This window comes from Paraclostridium sp. (genome assembly GCF_051657365.1).
Taxonomy (GTDB): Bacteria; Bacillota; Clostridia; order Peptostreptococcales; family Peptostreptococcaceae; genus Paraclostridium.
This window is the reverse complement of sequence record NZ_JBOFKN010000128.1, coordinates 17,162-41,297: the sequence shown is the minus strand read 5'-3', so window position 1 is coordinate 41,297 and position 24,136 is coordinate 17,162. Positions and strand designations below refer to the sequence as shown.

Genomic DNA, 24,136 nt, shown 5'->3' with positions numbered 1-24,136 from the left:
CGTAGTATAAAAATATGGCTAGTCATAGTCTTTGAATTATTTATTTTTTTAGTTTAGTTACTGTATATCCATTATTTTCTAACTGTTTTATAATGCCATCTTTTCCAGCGAAATGCATGGCTCCAACAGCTATTGCATATCTTTTATTGCTATTTGCTAGTTTTAATATTTTATTAGTCATTTGTATATTTCTATTTTTTAATAAGCTATTATAAGCATTTATATCTTTTTCATACAAGCGTTTTGCTTCATTCTCAAGTGAATCTGTATTTCCTTCATCAAAGTTTTTTATAACTTCATTAGCATTTGTTGTATTTCCTTCATCATCAAAATTATTTATTAAATTTTTCAAATCTTTATCTGTGCATTTCAATAAATCCAATTGAGTTTGAGGAGTTTCCAGTGAAACTATATTTCTCTTAGCTTTCATATACATACTAGCTAGTTTGGAGTCTAGTCCGATGTTTGAAAATCCAGATTGGTAAGCTAAAGTAGTATCTACTAAATTCTTAAATCCATAAGGTGTTAAGTTTTTAACATCTTGATATTTTAAGTCAAGTTCAGCTAATATACTATCTAGTTTTATTTTTTCTTTTTCATTTAATGAGTCTTTTAATTCTCCTTTATTTAAGTAAGTAAGCTCTTCATCTAACTTATTAAAGGTGTTTATTAATTTTTCATCACTGAATAAATTAATTTCTAAAGCCAATGCATCAGTATTATCAAATACAAATTTTAAATTATTATTTAAAAAATTTGTATCAGTATTATATACATGTAGTGTACCTATTAAATAGATAGTTGTATTATTTTTTTTAGCTTGCCAATAGTAACCTTCTTGTTTTTTATGAATTGAAGGTGATATAGCAACAAATAAAATGACTATAAATATAACAGGAATAATTATAAATTTTAATTTTTTTAGGTTCATAGTTAATTTTATAAAAAACCTTCCTTTTATTTTATATCTACATTGTATACATTTACATATTATCATTCAATGCATATGGAAATATATGTAATTTTAAAATAATTTTGATTTCACAAATTTTTACATATATTAAGAGTTTATCTAATTTTATATCAAAAAAAAGGGATACTAACAAGTTATATATAATAATATCTATGAAAGTAATGTTTAAAATTTGGTGGAGGTATGAATTTGAAGAAGCTAAGGCAATTAATAACTATATTTTTAGCACTGTCAATAACTATGTTAGTAGGCTGTAGTTCAAGCATTGTTGGAATAAAGAGATTGAGTAATGAAAAATGGATAGAGGATATAGATTATCTAGATACTACTATGAAATTGAGGCATCCAGATTTATTTAGAAATATATCAGAAGAAGAATGGGATCAAAGTGTAAGTAAACTAAAAGAAGATGTAAGTGAATTATCAGATATAGATATAGGGTTGAGAATTTCACAGATAATTTCATTAATACAAGATGATCATACAAGAATAGATATGTATAGCTTAATGAGCCCTATAGGAAAAGATACAATATCTTATGAAGATGTAGTAGCATTTCCCTTGAGATATGATTGGTTTGAAGATGGATTAAGGGTTACTTCATGTTTGGATGATTACAAAGAACTTTTAGGATGTAAATTGATTTCAATCAATAATATTAGTACAGATGAAATAATAAAAAAATTATGTAGTGTTGTGTCTTATGACAATGAGCAATCGGCAAAATATCAAGCTATAAGATACATTAGCATATATGAAATTTTAAGGTTTTTAGATGTAGTTGATAAAGAAGAAGCTACATTTGTATTTGAAGATGATAATAAAGAAGAAGTAACTTTAAAATTAAAGCCAAAGATAACTAAAGATATTAAATTAGTTTCACTAGAAAACAAGTCATTAAAAACAGATGAAAAGCCAAAGGGTGCAAGGGATGAGTACTGGTTCAAACCTATTGAAGAAGATAATACTTTATATTTTCAATATAATTCTTGTATTTCAAATAATGCAATGTTTTTAAATGAAAAAGAGAGAAATAAATACCCTAATTTTAATGAGTTTGAAAAAGAGTTAATAGATTGTATAAATAGTAATGATTTTAATAAATTTGTTATAGATTTAAGAAAAAATTTAGGTGGAAGTGTAGAGTTAACAAGTGATTTGATAATGAAGCTGAAACAATATACTGATCTTGAAAAATTAAGAATATATGTTATTACAGGTAAAAGTACTTTATCAGCGGGTGCTATATCTGCATTGCATTTAAAAAATAACTTAGATGTTACAATAGTAGGTGAGGAAACAGGGGGTAATGTTAATTTATTTAATACATTTCCTGGAAATGACATTATAGAACTTGAAAATTCAAAGCTAATTATTAGACATGCTTCTGATTATATTAACTTTAAGCCAGGATATAAAGGTGGAGTTAAGCCTGATGTGGAGATAAAGCAAAATTATGATGATTATATAAAGGGAATAGATAATTGTTATGAGTATATTATTAATAATTAGTTAGATTCAAATACTACACTTTCTTTAAATTATTTGGAAATTAAGAAAGTGTAGTTTTAAAATTGATTAGAAAAAACTTAGCCATATAGGTTGGACATAATCCATAGGTGCTGTATCTGGAAACATTAAAATCATGCGAATAACGTATACAAGTAATGTAAGTATGGCTAAGAAAATCCATATGTTTTTGTTTTTAATAAGTTTTGAAAAAAAGGTATTATTGCTAAATAAAAATACTATTGCAATAAAAATCGGAATTATAAATAGTGGATGATAATAAAAAGCTTTTTTTATATCTCCATGTAGAAAACTTTCTAAAGCTCTAGTCATACCACATCCAGGACAAGGGATTCCAATTTTATTTTTTAGTAAACATCTTGTATCGCTACCTAAAATACGGAAAATAGAGAATCCAAATACTAATAGTATTATTTTGATAAATAAGTTCTTAATTTTAAGTTTCATATTTAAATTTCCTTGATTGTTTTTTATTTATTATAACTGTATTAATTAATCATTATAATATAAAAATACTCTATTTTAAAATAGAGTATTTTTATATTAAGCAAATTTATTTATATCAGATTGCATTATGATATAGTTAACTATACCAAATCCAAATATAGCAAGTATTACGTATAAAAGAGAATTGTCTGATATTTTAATATTTCTTTCTTCACCAGCAGAAGCTAATACTTTTGCTATCTTGTAGTTTAAATATATTCCATATAAACCACATGTTACTATAGTTAATAAAAGAGATATACCAGGATTTATATTTTCTTCTGGTGCTAATGCAGAAGTATCTTCTAGTATTTTATAAAACCAAACTATACTCCATATTCCGCATGTAAAGATAGATAATAATAGTTGTATTACTGGGTTTTTGTTTTCAATAGTGTTATTCATATTTTTAATATTCCCCTTTGTGTTTTATTATAAAAATGCCATAGACAAATATACTATATTTACCATAAAAGTGCAATAAGAAGTTTATATAAAATTTATGCAAGAAATGGGAAAAGTATGCGTATAATTATTATTTTTATTTTAGTAAAGGTATAAAGAGATGATTTTTAATAGATGTAGGTTTTTAAATTTAATAATAATAGGATAATAGTTTAAATGGGTAATTATGTAAATTAATAGGGTATATATGATATAATTTACTTGAGCTATTTGTGTGAAAATTCAAATAAATAAGATGTTACTATATATAAAATTAGGGAGGCATTATGGGTAAAAAAAAGAATAAGAATAATAAAAATTATAGAATAGGGGATATATTTTCGACTATTCTAATGTTTGCATTTGGGTCTATGGCTGGGTTTATTAGTGTAGAAAATATATCGGTAGAAGATAGTGTTTTTAGTGTATTTATACTTTTGTTTATTTTTATAATAGCATTTACAGTTCAAATTATTTTACATGAAGCAGGGCATTTAGTAGGTGGGCTGTTATCAGGTTATGATTTTGTATCATTTCGTGTTGGGAGTTTAACTTTGATAAAAGAAGATGGGAAGTTTGCTATAAAGAAGTTTAACATCAAAGGGACTGGGGGACAGTGTCTTATGATGCCAAAGGAAGAAGATTATGAAAAATGCCATTATATTTTATATAATTTAGGTGGCGTATTAATGAATTTTTTAGTAGTGGTTATATGTTTTGTTATATATTTGAAGTTTGATAAAAATAAATATATTAATGAAGCTTTGATTGCTATGATGGCAAGCGGATTAGTTATAGTCATCAACAATGCTATACCTATGAAAATAAGTGGGATTGTAAATGATGGATATAATACAATGTCTATTATAAAAAATAAACTTAATAAATATGGTTTATATATGCAATTAAAGGTAAATGGACTTAATAGCAGGGGAATTAGAATAAAGGATATGCCTTTGAATTGGTTTGAAATTGATTCAAGTTCTGATTTTAGCAATCCTTTAATAACTGGAATTAAATGTATTGAAGCTAATTATTATCACGATAATCTAGAATTTGATAAAGCAAAGTTATGCTATGAGTTTTTATTAAGTGATGATATAAATATATGTAAATTATATGAAAATGAAATAAAATGTGAATTGATTTTTTATGAGATAGTAGGAAAAAGAGATGAAAGTAAAATAAATGAGTTATATACAAAACAGTTGAAAACTTATGTAAAAGCAAGTAAATGTCAGATAAATAAACTTCGATTAATGTATGCTTATGCTTTAATTATAGAAAAGGATAAGAAAAAAGTTAAAAAAATATTAGAAAAAATTGAAGTAGTAAAGAAAAAATATCCTAATAAAGGAGAGCTTGAAAGTGAACTTGAAATAATTGAGTATGTTAAAAATAATTTTGATAGCTCAAATATTATGATATAAAATCTAAAATTATAGGGGGTAATAAATGAGAGTAAATAGGAAAGCTATAAATCCAATATTTTTTATAGGAATATACATGGTATATTTCTTTTTTCTAACTAAATACTTTTATAGTGATGGTATGTTTATAAAGCTGAACAGTATCAATCAATCAAATATTTCTATAAAGTTATTAGATGACTTTTTATCAAGTTCACTTATGGTGATTATTATTATATTTATGACCTTGATAAAAAAGCGACCATTAAGTAGGATAGGTCTGACAAAAAATAGTAGCAAACTTGCTGTTATATTGTTATGCATCTATTTTGGAATGTTTTTTATTAAGGGAGATTATTCATTAGTAGGTATATATAAATGTTTTTTCTATTTAATTATTGTATCTTTAACTGAAGAACTTATTTTTAGGGGGTATTTATTCACAGAATTAGAAAGAGAACTGCCTACATACTCAGCTATTATAATTAGTGGGATGATGTGGGGTGCTATGCATGCTTTCATGCCGATTATTATGAACAATTATTCTTTTATTCAATCTGTTAATGCTATATTATCAGAACTGGGTGGCGGAATTTTAGGTGCGGTGATTTATGTTTATATATATAAAAAGAGCAAATCATTAACAATACCAATTATGATACATGCAATTCTAGATTTCTCGAGCATATTTTTATAAGATGTTAATAAAAATTCAAAAATAGTAGAAAATAATATTAAACTTACAAAAGGAGCATCAAAGATGATAAATACATTGAAAGTAATTTGTGCCAGTTTAATAATATGCGGTTTAACTATGTTTTTTGGATATGCAGATTATAGTAAAGTGATAAGTTTTAAGGATAAGCAAAAGGGTGTAAGTAATGAATTACTTATAGAAGAAAAGAAATTAGAAGAAGAAAGTGAATTTTTAAAAACAGAGCTGAAGTACCCTTTTTTTAAAACAAATGAGCAAAGTAAAAACAAAGGTATTGATAATAAGGTTATTAATCAAATTAATAAAGATATAGAGGATGTAGTTTTTAAGTTTAGAAATGATATTAAATCTGCTTCAAAGGAGTATGCAAAAGGTTATAAAGAAGGGGATATGAAGTATCAGTATGAAGCTTTTAGTGAATATAAGGTTGCTTATAACAAAGATAATATTTTGAGTATACCTTTTACTATGTACGAGTTTACCGGTGGGGCACATGGTATGACTAATATAAAGTCTTTTAACTACGATCTATCAACTGGAAAAGAGATTTTGTTAAAGGATATGTTTAAAGATGGTGTAGATTATAAGTCTGTTTTGAACGGTTATATAAAAGATGATATAGATAATACTGAGGATAAAAATATTTACTTTACTGGGGATATGGGATTTAAGGGGATAAGTGATAATCAAAGTTTTTATATAAGTGAAGATGGGATTGTTGTTTATTTTTCTCTTTATGAAATTGCTCCATATAGTAGTGGAATCCCTATGTTTACAATTAGTTGGGATAAGTTAAATAAATATCTTCGTTAATTAATAAGTTTAATAATGATCTTTTTAAAGCTCACTCTCTATATTTTAGAAATGCATTAGTATTGTCTAATTATTCTGATGTAAATAGAGGGCTAAGACCTAATTTTATATACTTAGAGTCATTTTTTGAGAAATTATTGATAGATAGTGAGATAGATTTAGAGAATATGTAGTATATTATTTTATTTATATTTATAATATGGTGATGGTAGGTATTTTGAGAAATACACCTACCATCACCATATTTATTTTAGGATTAATTATAAAAGCAAAAGGTGGTGAAATATGGGACTGTTTAGTTTTGGAGTTATTATGGTTATAATGTCTATTTTAATGCCTAGGAAAATTGCAATGGAGTTTACTAAAGATTTAAGAAAATATAGCTTAGATGATAAATTGAAGGTCAAGATAAGTAAAATAAGGTTTGTAATAATTGGACTGTTTTTTATAATATACTCACAAGTATTTACTTATACGAGAGATAGTAATATTTATTTGTTTTTAATTGCAATTTTTATATTTAATTTTCTTCCTAATATACTAGTATTTTGGAAATTATAGTATGCTAAGTATGTGAAAAAGTTAAAAAATTCATATTTGGTAGGGGAACATTATGGATTCATTGGAATTTAAAATCAATTTTAAAAAATTTTTGGGCAGATTTAATGCTGTTGCAAGGAAATTTATATCAAACTATAGGTAATGGGTTAAGTGGTTAAGAATATATGAAATAGATAAAGATTCTGTAAAAACTAAGAACTATATTCTTAATGCATGATAAAAAAGGAGGTATTATGATGGAACAATTCGAGTACAAATTTTTAAAATTATCGGGGGTAGCTATAAAAGAAGGTCTTTTTAGCAAAGGAAAAGATATTAATGATATTAGAATTCCTAGGTTAGAAAATGAATTCAACATTATTGGAAAAGATGGATGGAAATTAATCGAAATAAGTTGGATAGAAGGCATAGCGATATTTATTAGAAAAATAAAATAGACGGTGATTTTTTAGTTATAAAAATTATATATAGTAAAAATAGAGGATAGATATAATATATCCTCTGTAATTATGAATAATTTTAACACTATATTAAAACATAGTCTAAATTTATTTTGTCAGTTTTTCTAATAATTTAAATAAGTCTTCATTAGTTTTAAAACTATTTATATATTTTATAAAATCAATTTCAAATTCTTCTAAACTAATTTTAAATACTTTATAAAAGCAATTCTCAAAATTAGCATCTAAAAGTTTATACAATTTTAAATATTTATCTATTCCATATACAGATATAATATAATCGGTGAATACACCTGCTATTGGATAAGTTATATTCCAAGGGTTTTTATAAAACTCATCATTTAAAATTAAACTAGATATATTTATATATTTATTGTTATTGATGAAATAAGAAACCCAGTTTAAGTTATTAATGCCAAAGAGTTGTTTATCAAAATACATAGCTAAACCTTCTCTTATAAAAACTTGAGGAGGTGTGGAGAGTTTATAATAAAGTATAAGACATTAAAAATTAAGTCGCAATGTAGAATTAAAATATAAATTAATATAGATGAAGTGTTGATATGGCTAAGTTTAATAGATACACTAATAGTATAGATAAATTTACAAGATTTAAAGGGGATGGAATATGGAAGCTTTGATTACAACGGTTGCAAAAGTTAGTACTTTTGTTGGGGGAGGATTAATGTTTTTAAGTTTTCCGGCTAAAGATGAGGGGCTAGAAAATAAGTATGAAGATTTAAGTAAGACAGAGAAAAATTTCAGAAAAATAGGTGCTATATTATTACTAATTGCTATAATTATATATGCTATAGAGCTATTAACAGATATGCAATGGTAGAAGATTATAATTTTAAGATGCAATTATATTAAATTTATGGAGGACTTTTTTATGGCATTATTTTTAATGACGGTAATGGCAATTTGCTTTATAGTATTTTCAGTTATTACAGCTATATTATCATTTTATAAAGATGGAAAAGCATTAAAGAAAAAGTGGGTATTTATAATATTGACGGTGTTAACTTTGGGAGAGTTATTTATATCTCTAACAAGTTTACCTTCTAACTACCTTATTAAAAAAATCATAGACATAATATTAATGATAGCCTTGATTGGAAACTTATTTGTATATGAAAAAAAATTCAATACTAGTAGATTAATATTAGGAGTTACATCTATATTAGCATTATTTGCTTTATTTGAGTTTTAACTTCTCTTTTTAGTTTTGATGAAATTAAGGATAACATAAAAGAAAGAAGGTTTTCTAAAGGATATGACTTTTTTAAGTAATAATTTAGGATTAGATAAATAGCTAAAATAATGATAGAACCAAAGTTATCAATTGTTATATAATGCAAAATAATTTATTAGTTGGAGGAGATTATTAATGATTAATTACAGTACACTTGAAAATGTAAGTGTTGATAAATTACACAACACATTTGTAGAAGCTTTTTCAGATTATGAAGTAAAAATAGATATACCTATTTTAAAGCTCCAGCAAAACCTTAAGAAAATAGGTTATGTTGAAAAAGCTTCAATATGTGCAGTTGATAAGGATAAGTTAGTTGGATTATTATTAAATGGAATTAGGCAATGGGATGGGAAATTAACTGCTTATGATGCTGGAACTGGTGTTATAAAGGAATATAGAAATAAGAGCATATCAAGTAATATGTTTCTAAATGCCGTACAATTGTTGAAAGAAATGGAAGTAGAACAATGTTTACTTGAAGTAATTCAATCAAATGCATCTGCGGTTCATTTATATAAAAAACAAGGATTTGAAGTTTCAAGAGAGTTTGAATGTTTCAATTTAGATAAAAAACTATTCACTTATACACCAAAACATAAAGTCCAACATATTGATTTAATTGATGATAGTGATTGGATAGAATTAACAAAATTTTGGGATTTCAAACCGTCATGGCAAAATTCAATTGACTCAATTAATGCTTTATCAGATACATTTATATATTCTATTGTAAGTATTAATGATATTATTGTTGGATATGGAATCATAGACAAAAAAACAGGAGTTATTCCACAAATAGCAGTGGATAAAAAATATAGAGGCAGAGGGATTGGAACTAGTATATTTGCAGACTTATTAATAAGAACAGAATCAGATAATATTAGTATTGTTAATGTAGATAGTCAGTGTATACATATGAAGGATTTACTACTTAATTTAGGATTTAAACAAATACTAAAGCAATATGAAATGGTTTTTAAATTATTATAAATTTAATTTATAATTTTAATATATTGTTAAGTAAATAAATGATATGTATGAAGATAAGTATAGGCAATACAATTTTAAAGTTGTAATATAGGTGTATCGGGAATCTCGAGGGGGGGATATGAGTTTTGCTTTATACAATAAAATGATGATTGTAAATGGCGCTGCAACTCATATACCTACCCTCGCTGTTTTTGATAGTATACTTAATTAAATACTATTTACTCACTAAATATTTCATATATTCCCATAAAACCTTCAGATACTAATAGTTCACTTTCATTATCTTTTTTTAGTTGAAACCCTCTTCCCATTTGTTCAACAGTATAACCTTTTGTTTCCATATAGCTTGTAAAATCTTCATATGATTTGCTTATATATCTTAATGGGTTATCTGAAATTTTTTCTCCACCAATAGATATTTGTAATAAGCCTTTTAGTCCAATAAATGGATTTGATATTTTAGAAGAATAAGATATAGATCCTAAAGTTACAGCAATTACAATTAATATAGAACCCCCAATAATAATTTTTTTATTCAAATTAATTTTCCCCTTTTAATTGTTTAATTTTATATATTATACACAATCTACTATATTTATTGCAAATTACATGAATTATGGTGTTCTTAATTTGAAATCTTTTATTTTAGTATAAGAATATTCTATATTGATTTGAATTATAAAATTCTTAGTCTTTATAGAATTTATATCTGTTTCAAATATTTTAAACTACTTAAACTATTGCATATAGTTTGAGATATACTTATTTGTAACAATACTAAATCTATAGATACGAAAATTTGATACTTAGGCAAATATATCAATAATTATTTATCTTGGAATTAATGAAACTATTTTGTAATTGGAAGAGAATTGAATATTATATATAATTTAATTAATGTTCAAAATAAGGGGGGTATATATGGAGTTTAGTATAATAACTTTAATCGTAGGTATTTTAGGTGCTGTATTAGGGGGAATGGTTAGAAAATATAAAATGGGATCTGTTGTACAATGGGTAGATTTGAAGAAATACGATAATGACAAGGTTTCTGATATTATGGGTTCTCATACAATGGTATTAGGAATATGTCTAATAGCAATTGCTGGCATTAATTATGCATTACAAAATACTTACCAAAACATAATTGTAATTACAATGATATTAATTTGCATTGCAACGGAATTAGGTGGATACTATAAAATTTATAAATATGCAAAAATAGAAGATAAAAAATAGTTTTTATATAATAAATATAGTAGACTATAAATTTTAATTAGATAAATAAACACACCTCAGAATATTTAACATACTGAAGTGTGTTTATTTTTATAACTTACTTATAACTAAGCAGGCTAATATAGCCTAAATTTAACATAGACTTATAAATTAAATATTATCTCTAATAATTTTACATGGATTTCCATAGGCTATTTTATTTGATGGGATGTCTTTTATTACAACACTACCTGCTCCAATAACCACATTATCACCAATGTTAACACCAGGCATTATAATTGCCCCACCACCAATCCAAACGTTATCACCGATATGAACAGGAGCTGTTTTAGTTTTGCAAAACTCAAATGATCCATCGTTTTTTATTTTTCCAAATCTATCTTTTGCATTTGTTGGATGAAATGCAGTGTATATTTGAACATTAGGAGCAATAAGTGCATTATTTCCAATTACTATTTTATTATCATCTAAAAATGTACAATTCATATTTACTTCACAGTTATTCCCAAAGTAAATGTTATTCCCATAGTCTACAAAAAAAGGTGATGTAATCCATAAATTTGTTCCACGACCGCCTAAGAGTTGTGTTAATATTTTATTTTTTTCATCTAAATTCTCAGAGTCTGTATTATTATAGTTGCGTATTAAGTTTTTAGCTTTGTGCCATTGTGTTATTAATTCCTTATCTCCACAATCATAAAGTTGACCGGCTAACATTTTTTCTCTTTCTGTCATATGATTACCTCCATGAATTTAATTTTTATAAAATCAAAAGTACCGTTATTTAGCATTATATAACAATTGCTAATTAAACAATTATAATGTAATTATATTACAATTGCTAATTAAACAATTATAATGTAATTATATTACAATTGCTTATATATCTCAGCATATTGTTTTCATTACTAAATTTATGAGAATTATCAATTGAAAATATTTAATCAAGTTCAACTATATTGCGTTTTATTTTAGGTAATTAGGATACTCATATCCTTTAAGAATCTTTTAAGGAATTAGCTATGATATAATAATTAGTGTAGAACAGTTATACATCGTGTTTTTTAATAGTCTAAATGATAAATAAAGGGTGAATAAGGGGAGTCAAAATGAAGCGACATGAAAAATTAGATATTATACAGTTAGAAGTAAAGGGGATAGAAGATGAGAGCAATAAAATTGTAAATCATATCAAGAGTTCTAACAAATATTTAGATAAAAGAGATAGGGAAAAGATAGAAGAAAATTCAAAACAGAATATAGATAAGCTAATAGATTATAAAAAAAGCATTTCATTTATAGATAAAATTATGGATAAGTTCATAGTAAGGGGAAATATTAGTGGTAAAATAAATGATTTGATAAATTTAAATAAATGTAATACGGAAGAAAAATTACATGGTGTTAATAAAAAATTTGTAAATAAAAGAAAAGAAGAATTAAAAAGTTTCCTAGATAATGTAGAAGGAAAAGTTCTAGATGAAAATCAAAGGGATATAATTCTTAAAGATGAGATAAATAATTTGGTTGTAGCAGGAGCAGGGTCTGGGAAAACTACGGTGATTGTTGGTAAGGTTGAATATTTAATAAAGCACTGTGGTTATGATGAGAAAGATATATTGGTACTTTCTTTTACAAATAAATCAGCTAGTGAAATGAATGAAAGAATAGTAAAAAGTTCTAACTGCCAAGTAGATGCAATGACTTTTCATAAGCTTGGGTTAAAAATAATTGAAGCTGTAGATGGTAAAATACCAGAGATAAGAGAAGAAAGTATAAATTATTCTATACAAACTATATTAAAGGAAATGTTTAAGGATAATAATTTTTTAACATTGTTTAATAATTTTTATTCTCAATATATGCATGAATATAAAAGTAAGTTTGACTTTGATAATTTAGATGAGTATGCACAGTATTTAAAAAGTTCAAATATTAAAAGTATAAAGGGCGAGAAGTTAAAAAGTTTAGAAGAAGTATATATAGCTAATTTCTTATATATGAATGATATTAAATATATATATGAAAAGCAATATCCATATACAAAAGATAAATATAGACCAGATTTTTATCTTCCAGAATATGATATATATTTAGAGCATTTTGGTATAGATAAAAATGGAAATGTTCCTAAGTTTTTTGAAAGTAAAAATGGGAAAAGTGCAAAGGAAATATATAATGAAGGTATTAAGTGGAAACGAGCTTTGCATAAAGAAAAACATACAAAACTTATAGAAACTTATTCTTATGAGCAAAGAAATGGAGAGCTATTAAGCAAGTTAAAGGTAAAACTACATAATCAGGGAGTAAAGTTTAATTTAAAAGATGAAAAACAAGTATTTAGTCAAATTGAAAAAGAAAATAGAAAAGAAATAAATTCCCTAGTCAAGCTAATTGGTGGGTTTATTAGTTATATGAGGGCAAATAACTTAGAGTTAGCCACTATTCGTAAAAAAGCTAAGGATGAAAACAATAAATATAAAAAAGAGAGAAAATCAGCTTTTGTAGAAGTTTTAATACCAATATTAGGAAAATATGAAGAGCTTTTAAGAAATAATAATAAAATAGATTTTTCAGATATGATAAATATGGCTTTGAAATATGTTAAAAGAGGAAATTACATTTCACATTATAAATATATAATTGTAGATGAATATCAAGATATATCTTTAAATAGGTTAGAGTTAATAAAAGCATTAAGAAATCAAAATGAAGCTAAGCTATTTTGTGTAGGGGACGATTGGCAAAGTATATACAAGTTTACGGGAAGTGAGGTATCCTTGTTTACTGATTTTGAAAAATATGTTGGGTATAGTGAAATTAGTAAAATTGAGAGAACTTATAGATATAATCAAAGTATAGTAGATGTTAGTAGTAAGTTTATACAAAAGAATCCGGAACAAATAAGAAAGAATATAAAAGGTAGAGAATGTAGGAAACCAGCTTTGTTTTTAAAATATGGAACTGATAATAATTCGTTAAAACAGGTGTTGTTAGATACGCTTATAAGTTTGGATAAAGATAGTAGTGTGCTTTTAATTGGTAGGTACAATTTTGATATTAGGAATTTTGTTGATGAAGATGTTTTAAGACAAGTTGGGGAAAAAATAATATTTAAAGATAGGAAAGATTTAGATATTAGATTTATGACAGTACATAAGTCTAAGGGGTTAGAGTGTGATAATGTTATTGTAATAAATACTAGAAATGGACAACTAGGGTTCCCAAGTAAGATGGAAGATGATTTTATGTATGAACTTTTAACAAGTAATAAAAACTTTTATGAGTATGCAGAGGAAAGACGATTGTTTTATGTAGCACTTACTAGAACGAAAAATGATGTGTATTTACTTGTAAATGAGTTTGATAAATCAAAGTTTGTTTTAGAGCTAGAAAAAGAGTATGGATTTAGAAATTATAAATCGCAATTAGCTGTAAATTAATGATATAATTGAAATTATTAAAATTTATAGGAGAACAATAATGAAAAAAATTGCGATATATGTGTGTGGAGATGTTTCTAAAAGATGTACGGCTAATGGATGTATGAGAACTTTTAATGATAGTGAAGATTCTTTTGAGAGATATAAGGAAGATGGAAGTAAGTTGGTTGCTTTTAATACTTGTAATGGGTGTGATGAGAGTCCTGTTGAGAGTTTAGATGTGAAAATTGAAAAGCTTAAAAAGGCAGATGTAGAGGTGATTCATTTATCTACTTGTATAAGAGGTAGATGTAGTCATTATGAGGAGTTTGCTGAGAAGTTTGCGAAACATTTTGATGTTGTAGGATATACACATGGTTCGGCAGAAGGAAAAAAGAATAATACTGTTAATATTAATTATATGGGTGTGCCTAAATTAGGAATGTAAGTAGAACTGTTGATTTATATATCAACAGTTTTTTTGCTTTTATATTTTACAATTAAATGATTATAAAGTAAAAAAATTATGTTTTTATGTTTATTTGATTATTTTTGGGGAATATATTTATATGAGGAGATGAGGATCATGAATGAATCAAGATTAGAAAAAACATTAATTTTAGAAGGAATTCTATTTGGGATTATTGGTATTTTATTTTTTACAAATCCTATAGAATCATATTTTAACTTTACCACTATAGCAGGTATTTTAATGGTTATAATAGGGATATTCGATATAGTTAGAGCTTTTAAATCTACGGATAAAGGATATTACATATTTAGTGGGATTATAAACATAGTATTTGGGTTAATTGTTTGGTTAACACCTATAGCAACAACTGAAACATTAATATTATTATATGGAATATGGGCAGTAATAAGAGGTATTTACTTATTCATAGTTTCTATTAAAAGAAAAGAGATTGGATTTAATCTTAGAACTCTATATTATGTAATACTTGTTTTATTAGGATTATTTATTTTAGCAAATCCTATATTAACTTTACTTGCATCACCATATATCATAGGTATATACTTTATAGTTTCTGCTATATTTGAAATATATTTAGGATTTCAAGTGTAATTTTTAATAAAAAGAAATTTTATGAAATTAAAAGATTTAATTTTATAAAATTTCTTTTTTATTATTTTGAAGTGTAGTTTATTAGTTTATATTCTTTATTTTCATTTAAGTGATTCTTGATAAATAACAAGAAAGCATTTAATTCTAATATTCTGTTATTTATATAGTTGTAAAGTGAGCTTTTAGATTTTTATAATTGCCAATATATTAAATTCAAACTCAGAATAATTGATATCAAGAGTTCCACTATATTTATTTGTAATTTCGGATACGTTTTCAAGACCATAACCATGCATACTTGAATCTAACTTAGTAGAGCTATATTTTCCCTTATTAAATTTGATAATACCATTGTAATTATTACAGATAGAGAAGCTAAAATAACCTTTATCACAGCGAGCTTTTAAAGATATTTTTCTTTTAGAAATATCATCTAATTTCAAAGAAGCCTCAATTGCATTATCAAGTGTATTTGAAAAAATAGAACAAAGGTCAATATCTTCTAAAGGAAGAATCTCATCTATATCAATATTAAAGAAACAATCAATTTGATTTTTAATTGCTAAATTATACTTTGAATTTATAACTGCATTTACGATACTGTTTTTACAAAAGACCCTATTACTTACATTAAATTTATCTGAGAGCTCATTAAAATATTCTTTTGCACCTTCTAAATTATCATACTCTAAAAAAGAATATATTACAGATAAGTGATTATTCATATCGTGATTTAGCTTTCTTACATTTTTTTGATTTTCTTCAAGTTCTCTATAGTAGCTATATTCAAGTTTTAGGTTTTGATTTTCAAGACGATTTTTAACGCTTTTAACTATGTATTCAATAAGAAATATCATACTCAAGCTAGTAACTATACATGCAATTGCTATAGGATATGCCTGATATTCTTTTCCTATAGGTGTATTTATAGTTGTTGATATTATAGAAATAAAAGGTGCCAAGCATATAATATCTATCATAATCCATGTTTTTATATCAACATATCTGCCTATATTACTTAGCTTGTCTTTAGAAAAATGATAAATTAAAAACCAAGAGAATGAAATAATACACATTTCTAGTGTTTGAGCGAAATAATTTATCCATAAAGTTTCACCTAAATAAAAATAAACTTTAGCACAAAAGTCATTAGCCATTAAATTTATAGATACTACAACAGGATAAAAAATCATTACAGCAGAAATATTTTTAATATAGCTAGATTTATAAAAAACAACCATTATTAAAATAAAACCAATCATAGTATAGAAAACATTAACAATATCTGAAGTATATATAATTACATTTGGAACAAGAAAAAGTCCAAGTATAGAAGTAAATTTAGCATATTTATTATCTTTAACTGATGTGAAATTTGCTATAACCTTATAAAAATAGTAACTTGTTACTGTATAAAGTATTACAGTTGTAAGATTGTAAATTATATCATACATAAAAGCACCTACCTTAACATTGTTTTTGCAAACTCAATCATAAATGAATTATACCTACCACGACTTATAGGTAAGACTTCTTTATTTATAACTAAACTACTAGATTCTACTGAAGATACATGGTTGATATTAACAAGATAACGTTGATGAATTCTTACGAAAAACGAAGGTAGATTTTTTTCAAGGTTATCTAGTTTATCATAAAAATCTATTGTTTCTGTAAAGGTAACTGCATTTATTTTACGTTTATCGCTAGTAAAATAATAGGTATTACTTAAATTTATCTTTTCAGTTTTAGATTTGGATTCTACAACATAAAACTTATCTTGAATTTCATTTAATTCTTCAAGTGCTGAGTCTAAAACTTGACCAATTTTTTCTGATGTATAAGGCTTTAATATATAGTTAAATGCCTTAACTTCATATCCCTGGAAAACAAAATCAGGATAGGATGTAACAAATATAATTACAGATTTTTTGTTATGTAATCTAATGTTTTTAGCAGTATCTATTCCATTTAGGACTTTCATTTCTATATCTGAAAATATAATATCATAATTTTCTTTAGTAATTGAATCAACAAGACTTTCCCCACAATCAAATTCATAGATTCTATAATCTAACCCCTTCAAATCTAAATGTATTGATAATATGTTTTTTAGTAAATTAATTTGAGATTTTTCATCATCACATATTGCAATTTTAAGCATAAAAATTATCCCCCCCTATTTTTTTATTATAGCATACCAAAAATTACAATATCACTGCAAAAGATTACATTTGGTACAGTTTTTAATTGTGCCCTAAAAATATACAATTAAATTATAAAATATTAGGAGGGAACATTATGCTTAAAGTTAACAATTTATATAAAACTTATAAAACAGGAAATGTAAATTATGAGGTATTAAAAGATATATCTTTTGATGTGAAAAAGGGGGAGTTTGTAGCTGTTATGGGTCCATCAGGAAGTGGAAAGACTACACTTTTAAACTGTATATCTTGCTTTGTACCTTTTGAAAATGGAGAAATATTGCTTGGAGGAGAAAATATATCGGGATTAAATGAAGAAAGTTTAGCAGATATAAGAAATCAAAAATTAGGATTTGTTTTTCAAGATTTTATGTTATTAGATGGGTTAAGTGTAGTAGAAAATATTTGTCTACCACAGATTATAGCAGATAAAGATGTTACTAAAATGGAGATATTAGCAAACAAGCTTTGTGATACTTTTGGTATTTCACATATAAAAGATAAATATCCAGCAGAAATATCAGGAGGAGAAAAACAACGTAGTGCTGTTGCAAGAGCTCTTATTAATAAACCATATGTTATTTTAGCAGATGAACCAACTGGAAACTTAGATAGTAAATCATGTAGAGCAGTTATAGATTCATTTGTTCAAGCAAAAAAGGAATTAGGTGCAACTGTATTTATGGTAACTCACGATAGTTTTGCAGCATCATTTTGTGATAGAGTTATAGTTCTTAAAGATGGAGAAGTATATACAGAACTTACTAAAACTACAAGCCGTGTTGAATTTATGGATAAACTTCTAGATACATTAAAAAAACTAGGAGGTGATGATTATGACAATGAATAATGTTATATCAAAGCTTAGAAAAAACAGCATAAAAAATTATTATATGCTAGCCTTTTGTATAACCTTATCAGTTTTATTAGTTACTTCATATGCCTTAATGTTTTTTAGTCCAACAGTTATGAATGTTCTACCATCAGGAGGAGATAGTAGAAAGCAAGGTTATATGATATTTTCTATAGCAATTATTGGATGTGCAGTATTTACAACTTATGCATCTTCCTTATTCTATAAATATAAAAGTCGTGAGTTTGGAATTTTAATGGCATTAGGAGAAAGAAAGTCAAAGCTTAAGCAAGTCTTATTAAATGAACTTTTATTTATTATACCTATATGTTTAATAGTTGGATTGGTTCTTAGTGTTCCTGTTTCTTATATAATATGGAAAGTTTTTCAGATATTTATTATAGATACAAAAGAAATGGCATACCAATTTGGAGCTACAGGACTTATATTTGGACTTGGGTTTTGTATTTTTGTAACAATATGTATATTCATAAACGGTGCTAAGTTTATAAAAAGAAGTAATATTATGGATGTTATTTATGAACAAAGAAAGTCTGAGGTCGTAAAAAATATTAAACCTTGGACTGGGATAGTTGGATGGATATTAGTTATAAGTGGATTGTTTTTAGGGTATGGGGTTCCTAATATAGTAGTAGAGTTAATAGGATATGATATGCCATCTATATGGAATGTTGTGTATTTATTATCATTTGTAGGGCTTTATATGGTATTAACTCATGCAATAATCTATAGTAAAAAAGGAAAGAATCCTAAAAAATATTATAAAAATATTATATCAACAAATATGATGAGATTTTCAGGAAAACAGACAGTTAAGAACATGTGTGTAATAACCTTTTTAATTGCAGGAGGATTATTTGCAGCATTTTATACACCTACAGCAATAGCTAGTATGTTAGTAGATATAAAAACCAATCCTATAGATTATGCTTTTTACTACAAAGGAAATGAAAATCAAATAAATAAAGAAGAAATATATTCTCTTGCTAAGGATCATAGTGTTGATATAGAAGATTACTATGAAGTAGATGCTATTTCACTTATTACAAATGGATATTATAGAGATTATGATGAAAATAATATGCTTATAAATGAGTATGTAAAAAAAATGCAATATGATGAGTTTTTTAAAGAAAGTGATTTTAATAAAGTATCAGGACAAAATATTGATGTAGCTAAAGGTGAGTATTATAGAATTATAGCTAATGGAGAATCTGAAATGATTTGGAATAAATTTAATGATTTAGATACAATAACTCATCCAGTAACAGAAAAATCTGAGAAAATAAAATTCAAAGGAACAGTTTCTTTTAGACCTTTTACAAAAGAACATCAAGGAAAGTATGTAATATCAGATGAAGATTATTTAAGACTTTCAAAAGGATTACCAAAAGAACAATATGATAATTTTGTGTTATTTAATGTTTTAAATCCTGATGAAACTTATGGATTTGCTAAAGCTTTAAAAGAAGAAATTATAAATAGAAGTTCAAAAGATGTGGCAGTATCAACTTCTTTCGATGAGTATGAAAAAATGTTGGCACAGAAAAAAGGAGAAGAGTATTTTTATGATACTAAGTTAGAACTTTCTCCAGATGATACTCAACTTTTTAATGAGTGGAAGTATTATCCTATGTTTAAGCCTTTAGATAAGCAAGATGCATTTAAGAATATGGCTGTATTTTTTATGTTATTCACTTATATAGCAATAATATGTTTAGCAGCAACAGCAATAATAGCTTATACTAGAGCAATAACTATTGGACTTGATAATAAGCAGTTATTTTCAGATATTAAAAAGCTTGGAGCAAATAAAAAATATATTGAAAAAAATATTAAAAAGCAGTTAGCTAAAATATTTATATATCCAACAGTTATAGGTAGTATTTTTACTTATATGATATATATTACTATATTCTTTGGAAATAGTAGAGATAATATATCGCAAGGCGAGTTTTTAGCTCTTGTTGTAGGGTTATTAATTATTTTATTAGTAATATTATTTATGTTTATAATATATAAGTTTTCTCTTAAAAAAGTTAAAAGGATAGCAAAAATTTAGGTAAAGAATATTTATGGATTGGAAGATAGCATTTTAATAACAAAAAAGTATGGGTATATCGATTAATTGATATACCCATTATTTTAATTTTTTCTAGTAAATCCTTCTCCAAGCACTTCATAAGCATTATTTATTATAACAAATGCTAGAGGGTCTATTTCATTAACAAGTTTTCTCAAAAGAACTTCCTCACGTCTAGAAACTACTACTAATATAACATCTTTTTTTTGCTTTGAATATCCTCCACGACCTTCCAAAAAAGTTACTCCTCTTTCTAAGTTTTTCATAATTGAATCAGAAATCTCATCAGGATGATCAGTTACAATTATAAAAGATTTAGAAAAATCAAATCCTTCAACAATGGTATCGCAAATCTTTACTGAAACGTATAAAGAAATAATAGCATAGAAAGCTATTTGCATATTTTTAGAAACAAGACCTGCTAAAGCTATTACTGCACCATCTATTATAAACATAAACACAGAAATAGATATAAAAGGAAATATCTTATTTAAGATAAGACAAGCAAGTTCTGTTCCACCAGTAGATGCATCTATTCTAAATAACATTCCAAGACTTATACCAATAACTATACCACCTGCAATTGCAGATAATAATACATCATCAGTTTGAAAAGCTGAAGTTAGCGGTTCTGTAACTTTTAAGAAAAGCGTAAGTAATAAAATACCTATTAAAGTCTTTATAGCATCTTTTTTACCCAGTATTTTAACACCAAATATAAATAAAGGTATATTAAAAACTAAATTTATAAGCCACAAAGGAGTATTAAAAAGATTTTTAAGGACTATTGCAAGACCAGTAAGTCCACCTGATGCTATCATATATGGTTCTAAGAACATATTAAGCCCAACGGACATTATAAAACATCCCAGAGCTAAAATTATAAGTTCAAAAAAGTATTTATATTGTTTGTTTTTTAAAATCAATTTCCATCACCATCCTTTTACAATTGGAAGCGTTTTCAATGATTATTATACCATTTTTGTAATATCTTAGTCAAAGTTGCTCAGTAACTTACATTTTGGTAACTCCTTAGGGTTTTTAAAAGGTAGATTTTTTATATTTTAATTTAATTTATAAATACAAAAATTTACAAAATACGACAAAATAAAGATGTATAATATATCTTGCTGTTAATATTTCAAACAATCAAAAAAGAATTATAGTAAGAAAGTATGAAAATGAGGATAGCGAGCATATAGGATAGCGTGTATATGTAGTAGACTTAAATAATGTTTGAGGAAAACATGATTGCAACTGTATAAAATACTAAATCAAAATCCACGACACTAATAATAACTATCAAAATGGAGGGTTTAAAATTGAAAAAGACTAAAATATTAAAAACATTATCAATAGTAATAATGTTAACTGTAGTAATAATAGGTATAAGCAGTAATAAAAAAGGCGTTGTATTTGCACAAGATAGTTCAAAATCTACAAAAATTGAAAAGAAAGTAAATAAAAAAGTAAACAAAATAATGAAAAAAATTGTAAGTAAAAAGGATTCATACAATATTAAATATACAGAAAAAGACAAAGAAGGCAATTTGAACATTGATATTAAATTAGATAAATACAGTGAAGAAAAGGCTTATGAACTTGCTAAAAAATCTATAGAGAAAATAGATAAAAAATATTCATCTAAGATAGATACATATAAATTTCATATTTCATCAAAGAATAAAAAAAATGCAATACAGTTTGATATTACAAGAAGTAAATTAAAAAAAGTAAAGTTAAAGAAGATAGATATAAAACAATTTAAGGGATTGGTTGAAAATACATTTATATATAATGACTCAGTAAAATATAAAGTAGAATCAGTTGATGATATAAGCATTGGAAGTGCAAAGCGAAAAGTTATGAATGTAGTTGTTGAAGGAAAATATACATTAGATAAATTATATAATATAGCTAAAAAAGAAGCTTTACAATACACAAAAGAAAATAAAATCAATGCATTAGTTATAGATTTTTACACAGATAAAAAACACATAGGTAAAGGAAATGATATGGGATCCGTTTTATATGCTCCTAATGGTAAAATAGAAAATGCTACAAAGACTAAATCGGGGGATTACAGTGATTTTAAATTTGTTAATGAATTAGAAGAAGCAATAGTGTTTCAAAAAGGAAAAGAACTAAAGGAAACTAAGGGTAGTACAAATATAGATACAGTTAAAAAAGATATATTAAAAGTAGAAAGTAGCTCAACTGTTAGTGTAAAAAAACAAGGATCAAAACTGATAATAAATATAAAAGAAACTAAAGATCATCCATATGTTGATGCAGAAGAAAATGCAATAGGTTCATATACAGACTGGTGCTTAGATAATATAAAATCAGATATATCTACAATGGATATAACAGTAGAAAGACCAGGATCAAGTGTTCATGCTATATTAGATATGAAAAATATATCAACAGATAATGGAAGATATTTTAATACCAACTATATAAGAGAAAATATTGAATAACATAGATAAAATAGAAAATTGGTCAATAGTAAAAAAATTGAATATAAATAAAAATGACTATGAAAATAAATTCATAGTCTTTTTTATTTAATATCTATATTTTTAGAATTTCTTCATCTGTGTTTAGTTAACAGCAAGAATTAGTACAAGTTTGGGTTTTTTCCTCCCACCATCCAAAAGCAAATCTTACACTATTGAATGAAACAGGTAAAAAGCCACCAATATAAACGCTGATAGATTCTCCAGGAGCAAGTATAATTTGTCCACCATCAACAACTAAAGTAGAATATGGAGATACTATTCTACTGAAAATAGAAACTCCATTAGTTGGAGGTGAAGTAGGTTCATTTAAATATCTAATTTGACCTCTAGGATTTGGTTCTGGACAAATAGTTGTATTAACACAACTAACTAAATCACTAATTATTCCTTTACTAATACTTGATCTTAAATAAAATTCAGCTGATAAATTCAGAGATGAAATATTTGTTATAGTTATAGCATTTAAATATATAATACGATTTGAGTTATGTGGATTTTTTAATATAGCTAATGCATGTTCAGTTTGGCCACTTAAAGATGGTGTTTGACCAATAAAATAATTACCTTTTTTTGATTGGTATAATGGATACTCCATAGATACTTCTGTTGAAGTTTTACTATTACAACATGTCATTAAAATCACCTACATATAAAATTAATAAGAAGATATAACTTCGTATATTTTATAGTATTCATTATATATACATAATGCTCCACATAAATTTAAAAAATATTCAAGAAAATATCAATAATACTATTTTTTTGTAGAAATATATAGGTATTATACGATTATATTTTTCTAACTTTTTTTTGAGAATACTGGTATTTTTTAGGACTTTCTTTTAAAGAACCAGGTATTGCTGATATAGCTGCATTTCCTACAAATAGGATAATAAAGCCTATTATTATGCTTTTTATTACTTTCATTTGACTCCTCCTAAAGATGATTATTATTTTTAATATTAAGATTTTACCCAAATGGAAAAAATTTTACACAATAAGTTTATTGAATAAGAATAGTTATTGAATCAGTAGTAAAAGAACTAGTATATATAGCTATTTAAT

At 25.4% G+C, this 24,136-nt stretch carries 27 protein-coding genes and 2 pseudogenes; 17 read left to right on the top strand and 12 right to left on the bottom strand.

The window, feature by feature from the left end; genetic code table 11:
- Positions 1–40: 40 nt before the first annotated feature.
- Complete coding sequence (locus ACRCYC_RS09120; protein ID WP_438618807.1) at positions 41–931, bottom strand: TraB/GumN family protein; 891 nt, start codon at positions 929–931, stop codon at positions 41–43.
- A gap of 231 nt (positions 932–1,162) precedes the next feature.
- Here ACRCYC_RS09120 and ACRCYC_RS09115 point away from each other — a divergent pair, with 231 nt between their 5' ends.
- Positions 1,163–2,485 (top strand): S41 family peptidase, encoded by a 1,323-nt coding sequence (locus ACRCYC_RS09115; protein ID WP_438618806.1) that lies wholly within the window; start codon positions 1,163–1,165, stop codon positions 2,483–2,485.
- A 66-nt stretch (positions 2,486–2,551) separates the two neighbouring features.
- On the opposite strand, the gene ACRCYC_RS09110 is transcribed toward ACRCYC_RS09115, so the two are convergent.
- Together ACRCYC_RS09110 and ACRCYC_RS09105 are read right to left on the bottom strand one after the other, a co-directional pair.
- On the bottom strand, positions 2,552–2,950 hold the full coding sequence (locus tag ACRCYC_RS09110) for a DUF2752 domain-containing protein (RefSeq protein WP_438618805.1): 399 nt from the start codon (positions 2,948–2,950) through the stop codon (positions 2,552–2,554).
- Positions 2,951–3,046: 96 nt separating this feature from the next.
- Positions 3,047–3,394, bottom strand: a complete 348-nt coding sequence (locus ACRCYC_RS09105; RefSeq protein WP_438618804.1) for a DUF4234 domain-containing protein — start codon at positions 3,392–3,394, stop codon at positions 3,047–3,049.
- Between the two features lie 326 nt (positions 3,395–3,720).
- On the opposite strand from ACRCYC_RS09105, the gene ACRCYC_RS09100 reads away from it, so the two are divergent.
- The 6 genes and pseudogenes from ACRCYC_RS09100 to ACRCYC_RS09075 all read left to right on the top strand — a co-directional run bounded on the left by ACRCYC_RS09100 (position 3,721) and on the right by ACRCYC_RS09075 (position 7,368).
- Complete coding sequence (locus tag ACRCYC_RS09100) at positions 3,721–4,863, top strand: site-2 protease family protein (RefSeq protein ID WP_438618803.1); 1,143 nt, start codon at positions 3,721–3,723, stop codon at positions 4,861–4,863.
- A 25-nt stretch (positions 4,864–4,888) separates the two neighbouring features.
- The gene (locus ACRCYC_RS09095; RefSeq protein ID WP_438618802.1) at positions 4,889–5,539 is read left to right on the top strand and encodes a lysostaphin resistance A-like protein; all 651 of its coding nucleotides are present in this window, start codon (positions 4,889–4,891) and stop codon (positions 5,537–5,539) included.
- 63 nt (positions 5,540–5,602) lie between these two features.
- Positions 5,603–6,370, top strand: a complete 768-nt coding sequence (locus ACRCYC_RS09090; protein WP_438618801.1) for a DUF3298 and DUF4163 domain-containing protein — start codon at positions 5,603–5,605, stop codon at positions 6,368–6,370.
- 285 nt (positions 6,371–6,655) lie between these two features.
- Positions 6,656–6,931 (top strand): hypothetical protein, encoded by a 276-nt coding sequence (locus tag ACRCYC_RS09085; protein WP_438618800.1) that lies wholly within the window; start codon positions 6,656–6,658, stop codon positions 6,929–6,931.
- 76 nt (positions 6,932–7,007) lie between these two features.
- Positions 7,008–7,148 (top strand): annotated as a pseudogene (locus tag ACRCYC_RS09080) (IS1595 family transposase); the annotation flags it as partial.
- Between the two features lie 16 nt (positions 7,149–7,164).
- A complete protein-coding gene (locus tag ACRCYC_RS09075) occupies positions 7,165–7,368 on the top strand; it encodes a hypothetical protein (RefSeq protein ID WP_438618799.1) in 204 nt (67 codons plus the stop codon).
- A 111-nt stretch (positions 7,369–7,479) separates the two neighbouring features.
- Here ACRCYC_RS09075 and ACRCYC_RS09070 read toward each other — a convergent pair whose 3' ends face one another.
- Positions 7,480–7,833 (bottom strand): hypothetical protein, encoded by a 354-nt coding sequence (locus ACRCYC_RS09070; RefSeq protein ID WP_438618798.1) that lies wholly within the window; start codon positions 7,831–7,833, stop codon positions 7,480–7,482.
- 187 nt (positions 7,834–8,020) lie between these two features.
- On the opposite strand from ACRCYC_RS09070, the gene ACRCYC_RS09065 reads away from it, so the two are divergent.
- The 3 genes from ACRCYC_RS09065 (at position 8,021) to ACRCYC_RS09055 (ending at position 9,640) form a co-directional block, all read left to right on the top strand.
- Positions 8,021–8,233, top strand: a complete 213-nt coding sequence (locus ACRCYC_RS09065; protein WP_438618797.1) for a hypothetical protein — start codon at positions 8,021–8,023, stop codon at positions 8,231–8,233.
- 51 nt (positions 8,234–8,284) lie between these two features.
- The gene (locus tag ACRCYC_RS09060) at positions 8,285–8,605 is read left to right on the top strand and encodes a hypothetical protein (protein ID WP_438618796.1); all 321 of its coding nucleotides are present in this window, start codon (positions 8,285–8,287) and stop codon (positions 8,603–8,605) included.
- Positions 8,606–8,782: 177 nt separating this feature from the next.
- Positions 8,783–9,640 carry a GNAT family N-acetyltransferase gene (locus ACRCYC_RS09055; RefSeq protein WP_438618795.1) on the top strand — a complete coding sequence of 286 codons (858 nt, stop codon included), beginning with the start codon at positions 8,783–8,785 and terminating at the stop codon, positions 9,638–9,640.
- Positions 9,641–9,858: 218 nt separating this feature from the next.
- On the opposite strand, the gene ACRCYC_RS09050 is transcribed toward ACRCYC_RS09055, so the two are convergent.
- On the bottom strand, positions 9,859–10,179 hold the full coding sequence (locus ACRCYC_RS09050; protein WP_438618794.1) for a hypothetical protein: 321 nt from the start codon (positions 10,177–10,179) through the stop codon (positions 9,859–9,861).
- A 75-nt stretch (positions 10,180–10,254) separates the two neighbouring features.
- Positions 10,255–10,425 (bottom strand): annotated as a pseudogene (locus ACRCYC_RS09045) (IS1595 family transposase); the annotation flags it as partial.
- A gap of 136 nt (positions 10,426–10,561) precedes the next feature.
- On the opposite strand from ACRCYC_RS09045, the gene ACRCYC_RS09040 reads away from it, so the two are divergent.
- The gene (locus ACRCYC_RS09040; protein WP_438618793.1) at positions 10,562–10,879 is read left to right on the top strand and encodes a hypothetical protein; all 318 of its coding nucleotides are present in this window, start codon (positions 10,562–10,564) and stop codon (positions 10,877–10,879) included.
- A 150-nt stretch (positions 10,880–11,029) separates the two neighbouring features.
- On the opposite strand, the gene ACRCYC_RS09035 is transcribed toward ACRCYC_RS09040, so the two are convergent.
- Positions 11,030–11,614 carry a sugar O-acetyltransferase gene (locus ACRCYC_RS09035; RefSeq protein WP_438618792.1) on the bottom strand — a complete coding sequence of 195 codons (585 nt, stop codon included), beginning with the start codon at positions 11,612–11,614 and terminating at the stop codon, positions 11,030–11,032.
- Between the two features lie 374 nt (positions 11,615–11,988).
- Between ACRCYC_RS09035 and ACRCYC_RS09030 the strand changes: the two genes are divergently transcribed.
- From ACRCYC_RS09030 to ACRCYC_RS09020, 3 genes are all read left to right on the top strand, one after another.
- A complete protein-coding gene (locus ACRCYC_RS09030) occupies positions 11,989–14,322 on the top strand; it encodes a UvrD-helicase domain-containing protein (RefSeq protein ID WP_438618791.1) in 2,334 nt (777 codons plus the stop codon).
- A gap of 40 nt (positions 14,323–14,362) precedes the next feature.
- Entirely contained in the window at positions 14,363–14,749 is a 387-nt protein-coding gene (locus ACRCYC_RS09025) for a CGGC domain-containing protein (protein ID WP_438618789.1), read from the top strand.
- A gap of 138 nt (positions 14,750–14,887) precedes the next feature.
- Positions 14,888–15,385: an HdeD family acid-resistance protein gene (locus ACRCYC_RS09020; protein ID WP_438618787.1), complete on the top strand. Its 498-nt coding sequence runs from the start codon at positions 14,888–14,890 to the stop codon at positions 15,383–15,385.
- Positions 15,386–15,567: 182 nt separating this feature from the next.
- Here the strand turns inward: ACRCYC_RS09020 and ACRCYC_RS09015 are convergent, their stop codons facing one another.
- Entirely contained in the window at positions 15,568–16,839 is a 1,272-nt protein-coding gene (locus tag ACRCYC_RS09015) for a sensor histidine kinase (protein ID WP_438618786.1), read from the bottom strand.
- A gap of 8 nt (positions 16,840–16,847) precedes the next feature.
- A complete protein-coding gene (locus ACRCYC_RS09010) occupies positions 16,848–17,549 on the bottom strand; it encodes a LytR/AlgR family response regulator transcription factor (RefSeq protein ID WP_438618785.1) in 702 nt (233 codons plus the stop codon).
- Positions 17,550–17,686: 137 nt separating this feature from the next.
- On the opposite strand from ACRCYC_RS09010, the gene ACRCYC_RS09005 reads away from it, so the two are divergent.
- Positions 17,687–18,442: an ABC transporter ATP-binding protein gene (locus ACRCYC_RS09005; RefSeq protein WP_438618784.1), complete on the top strand. Its 756-nt coding sequence runs from the start codon at positions 17,687–17,689 to the stop codon at positions 18,440–18,442.
- Entirely contained in the window at positions 18,429–20,528 is a 2,100-nt protein-coding gene (locus tag ACRCYC_RS09000; protein ID WP_438618783.1) for an FtsX-like permease family protein, read from the top strand. Before ACRCYC_RS09005 ends, ACRCYC_RS09000 begins: the two co-directional genes overlap by 14 nt.
- Before the next feature lie 83 nt (positions 20,529–20,611).
- Here the strand turns inward: ACRCYC_RS09000 and ACRCYC_RS08995 are convergent, their stop codons facing one another.
- Positions 20,612–21,475 (bottom strand): YitT family protein, encoded by an 864-nt coding sequence (locus ACRCYC_RS08995; RefSeq protein ID WP_438618782.1) that lies wholly within the window; start codon positions 21,473–21,475, stop codon positions 20,612–20,614.
- A gap of 396 nt (positions 21,476–21,871) precedes the next feature.
- Between ACRCYC_RS08995 and ACRCYC_RS08990 the strand changes: the two genes are divergently transcribed.
- The gene (locus ACRCYC_RS08990) at positions 21,872–23,029 is read left to right on the top strand and encodes a hypothetical protein (RefSeq protein ID WP_438618781.1); all 1,158 of its coding nucleotides are present in this window, start codon (positions 21,872–21,874) and stop codon (positions 23,027–23,029) included.
- A gap of 127 nt (positions 23,030–23,156) precedes the next feature.
- On the opposite strand, the gene ACRCYC_RS08985 is transcribed toward ACRCYC_RS08990, so the two are convergent.
- Positions 23,157–23,705, bottom strand: coding sequence for a DUF6143 family protein (locus ACRCYC_RS08985; RefSeq protein ID WP_438618780.1), 549 nt, complete (start codon positions 23,703–23,705; stop codon positions 23,157–23,159).
- 155 nt (positions 23,706–23,860) lie between these two features.
- Entirely contained in the window at positions 23,861–23,998 is a 138-nt protein-coding gene (locus tag ACRCYC_RS08980; protein WP_438618779.1) for a hypothetical protein, read from the bottom strand.
- Positions 23,999–24,136 lie beyond the last annotated feature (138 nt).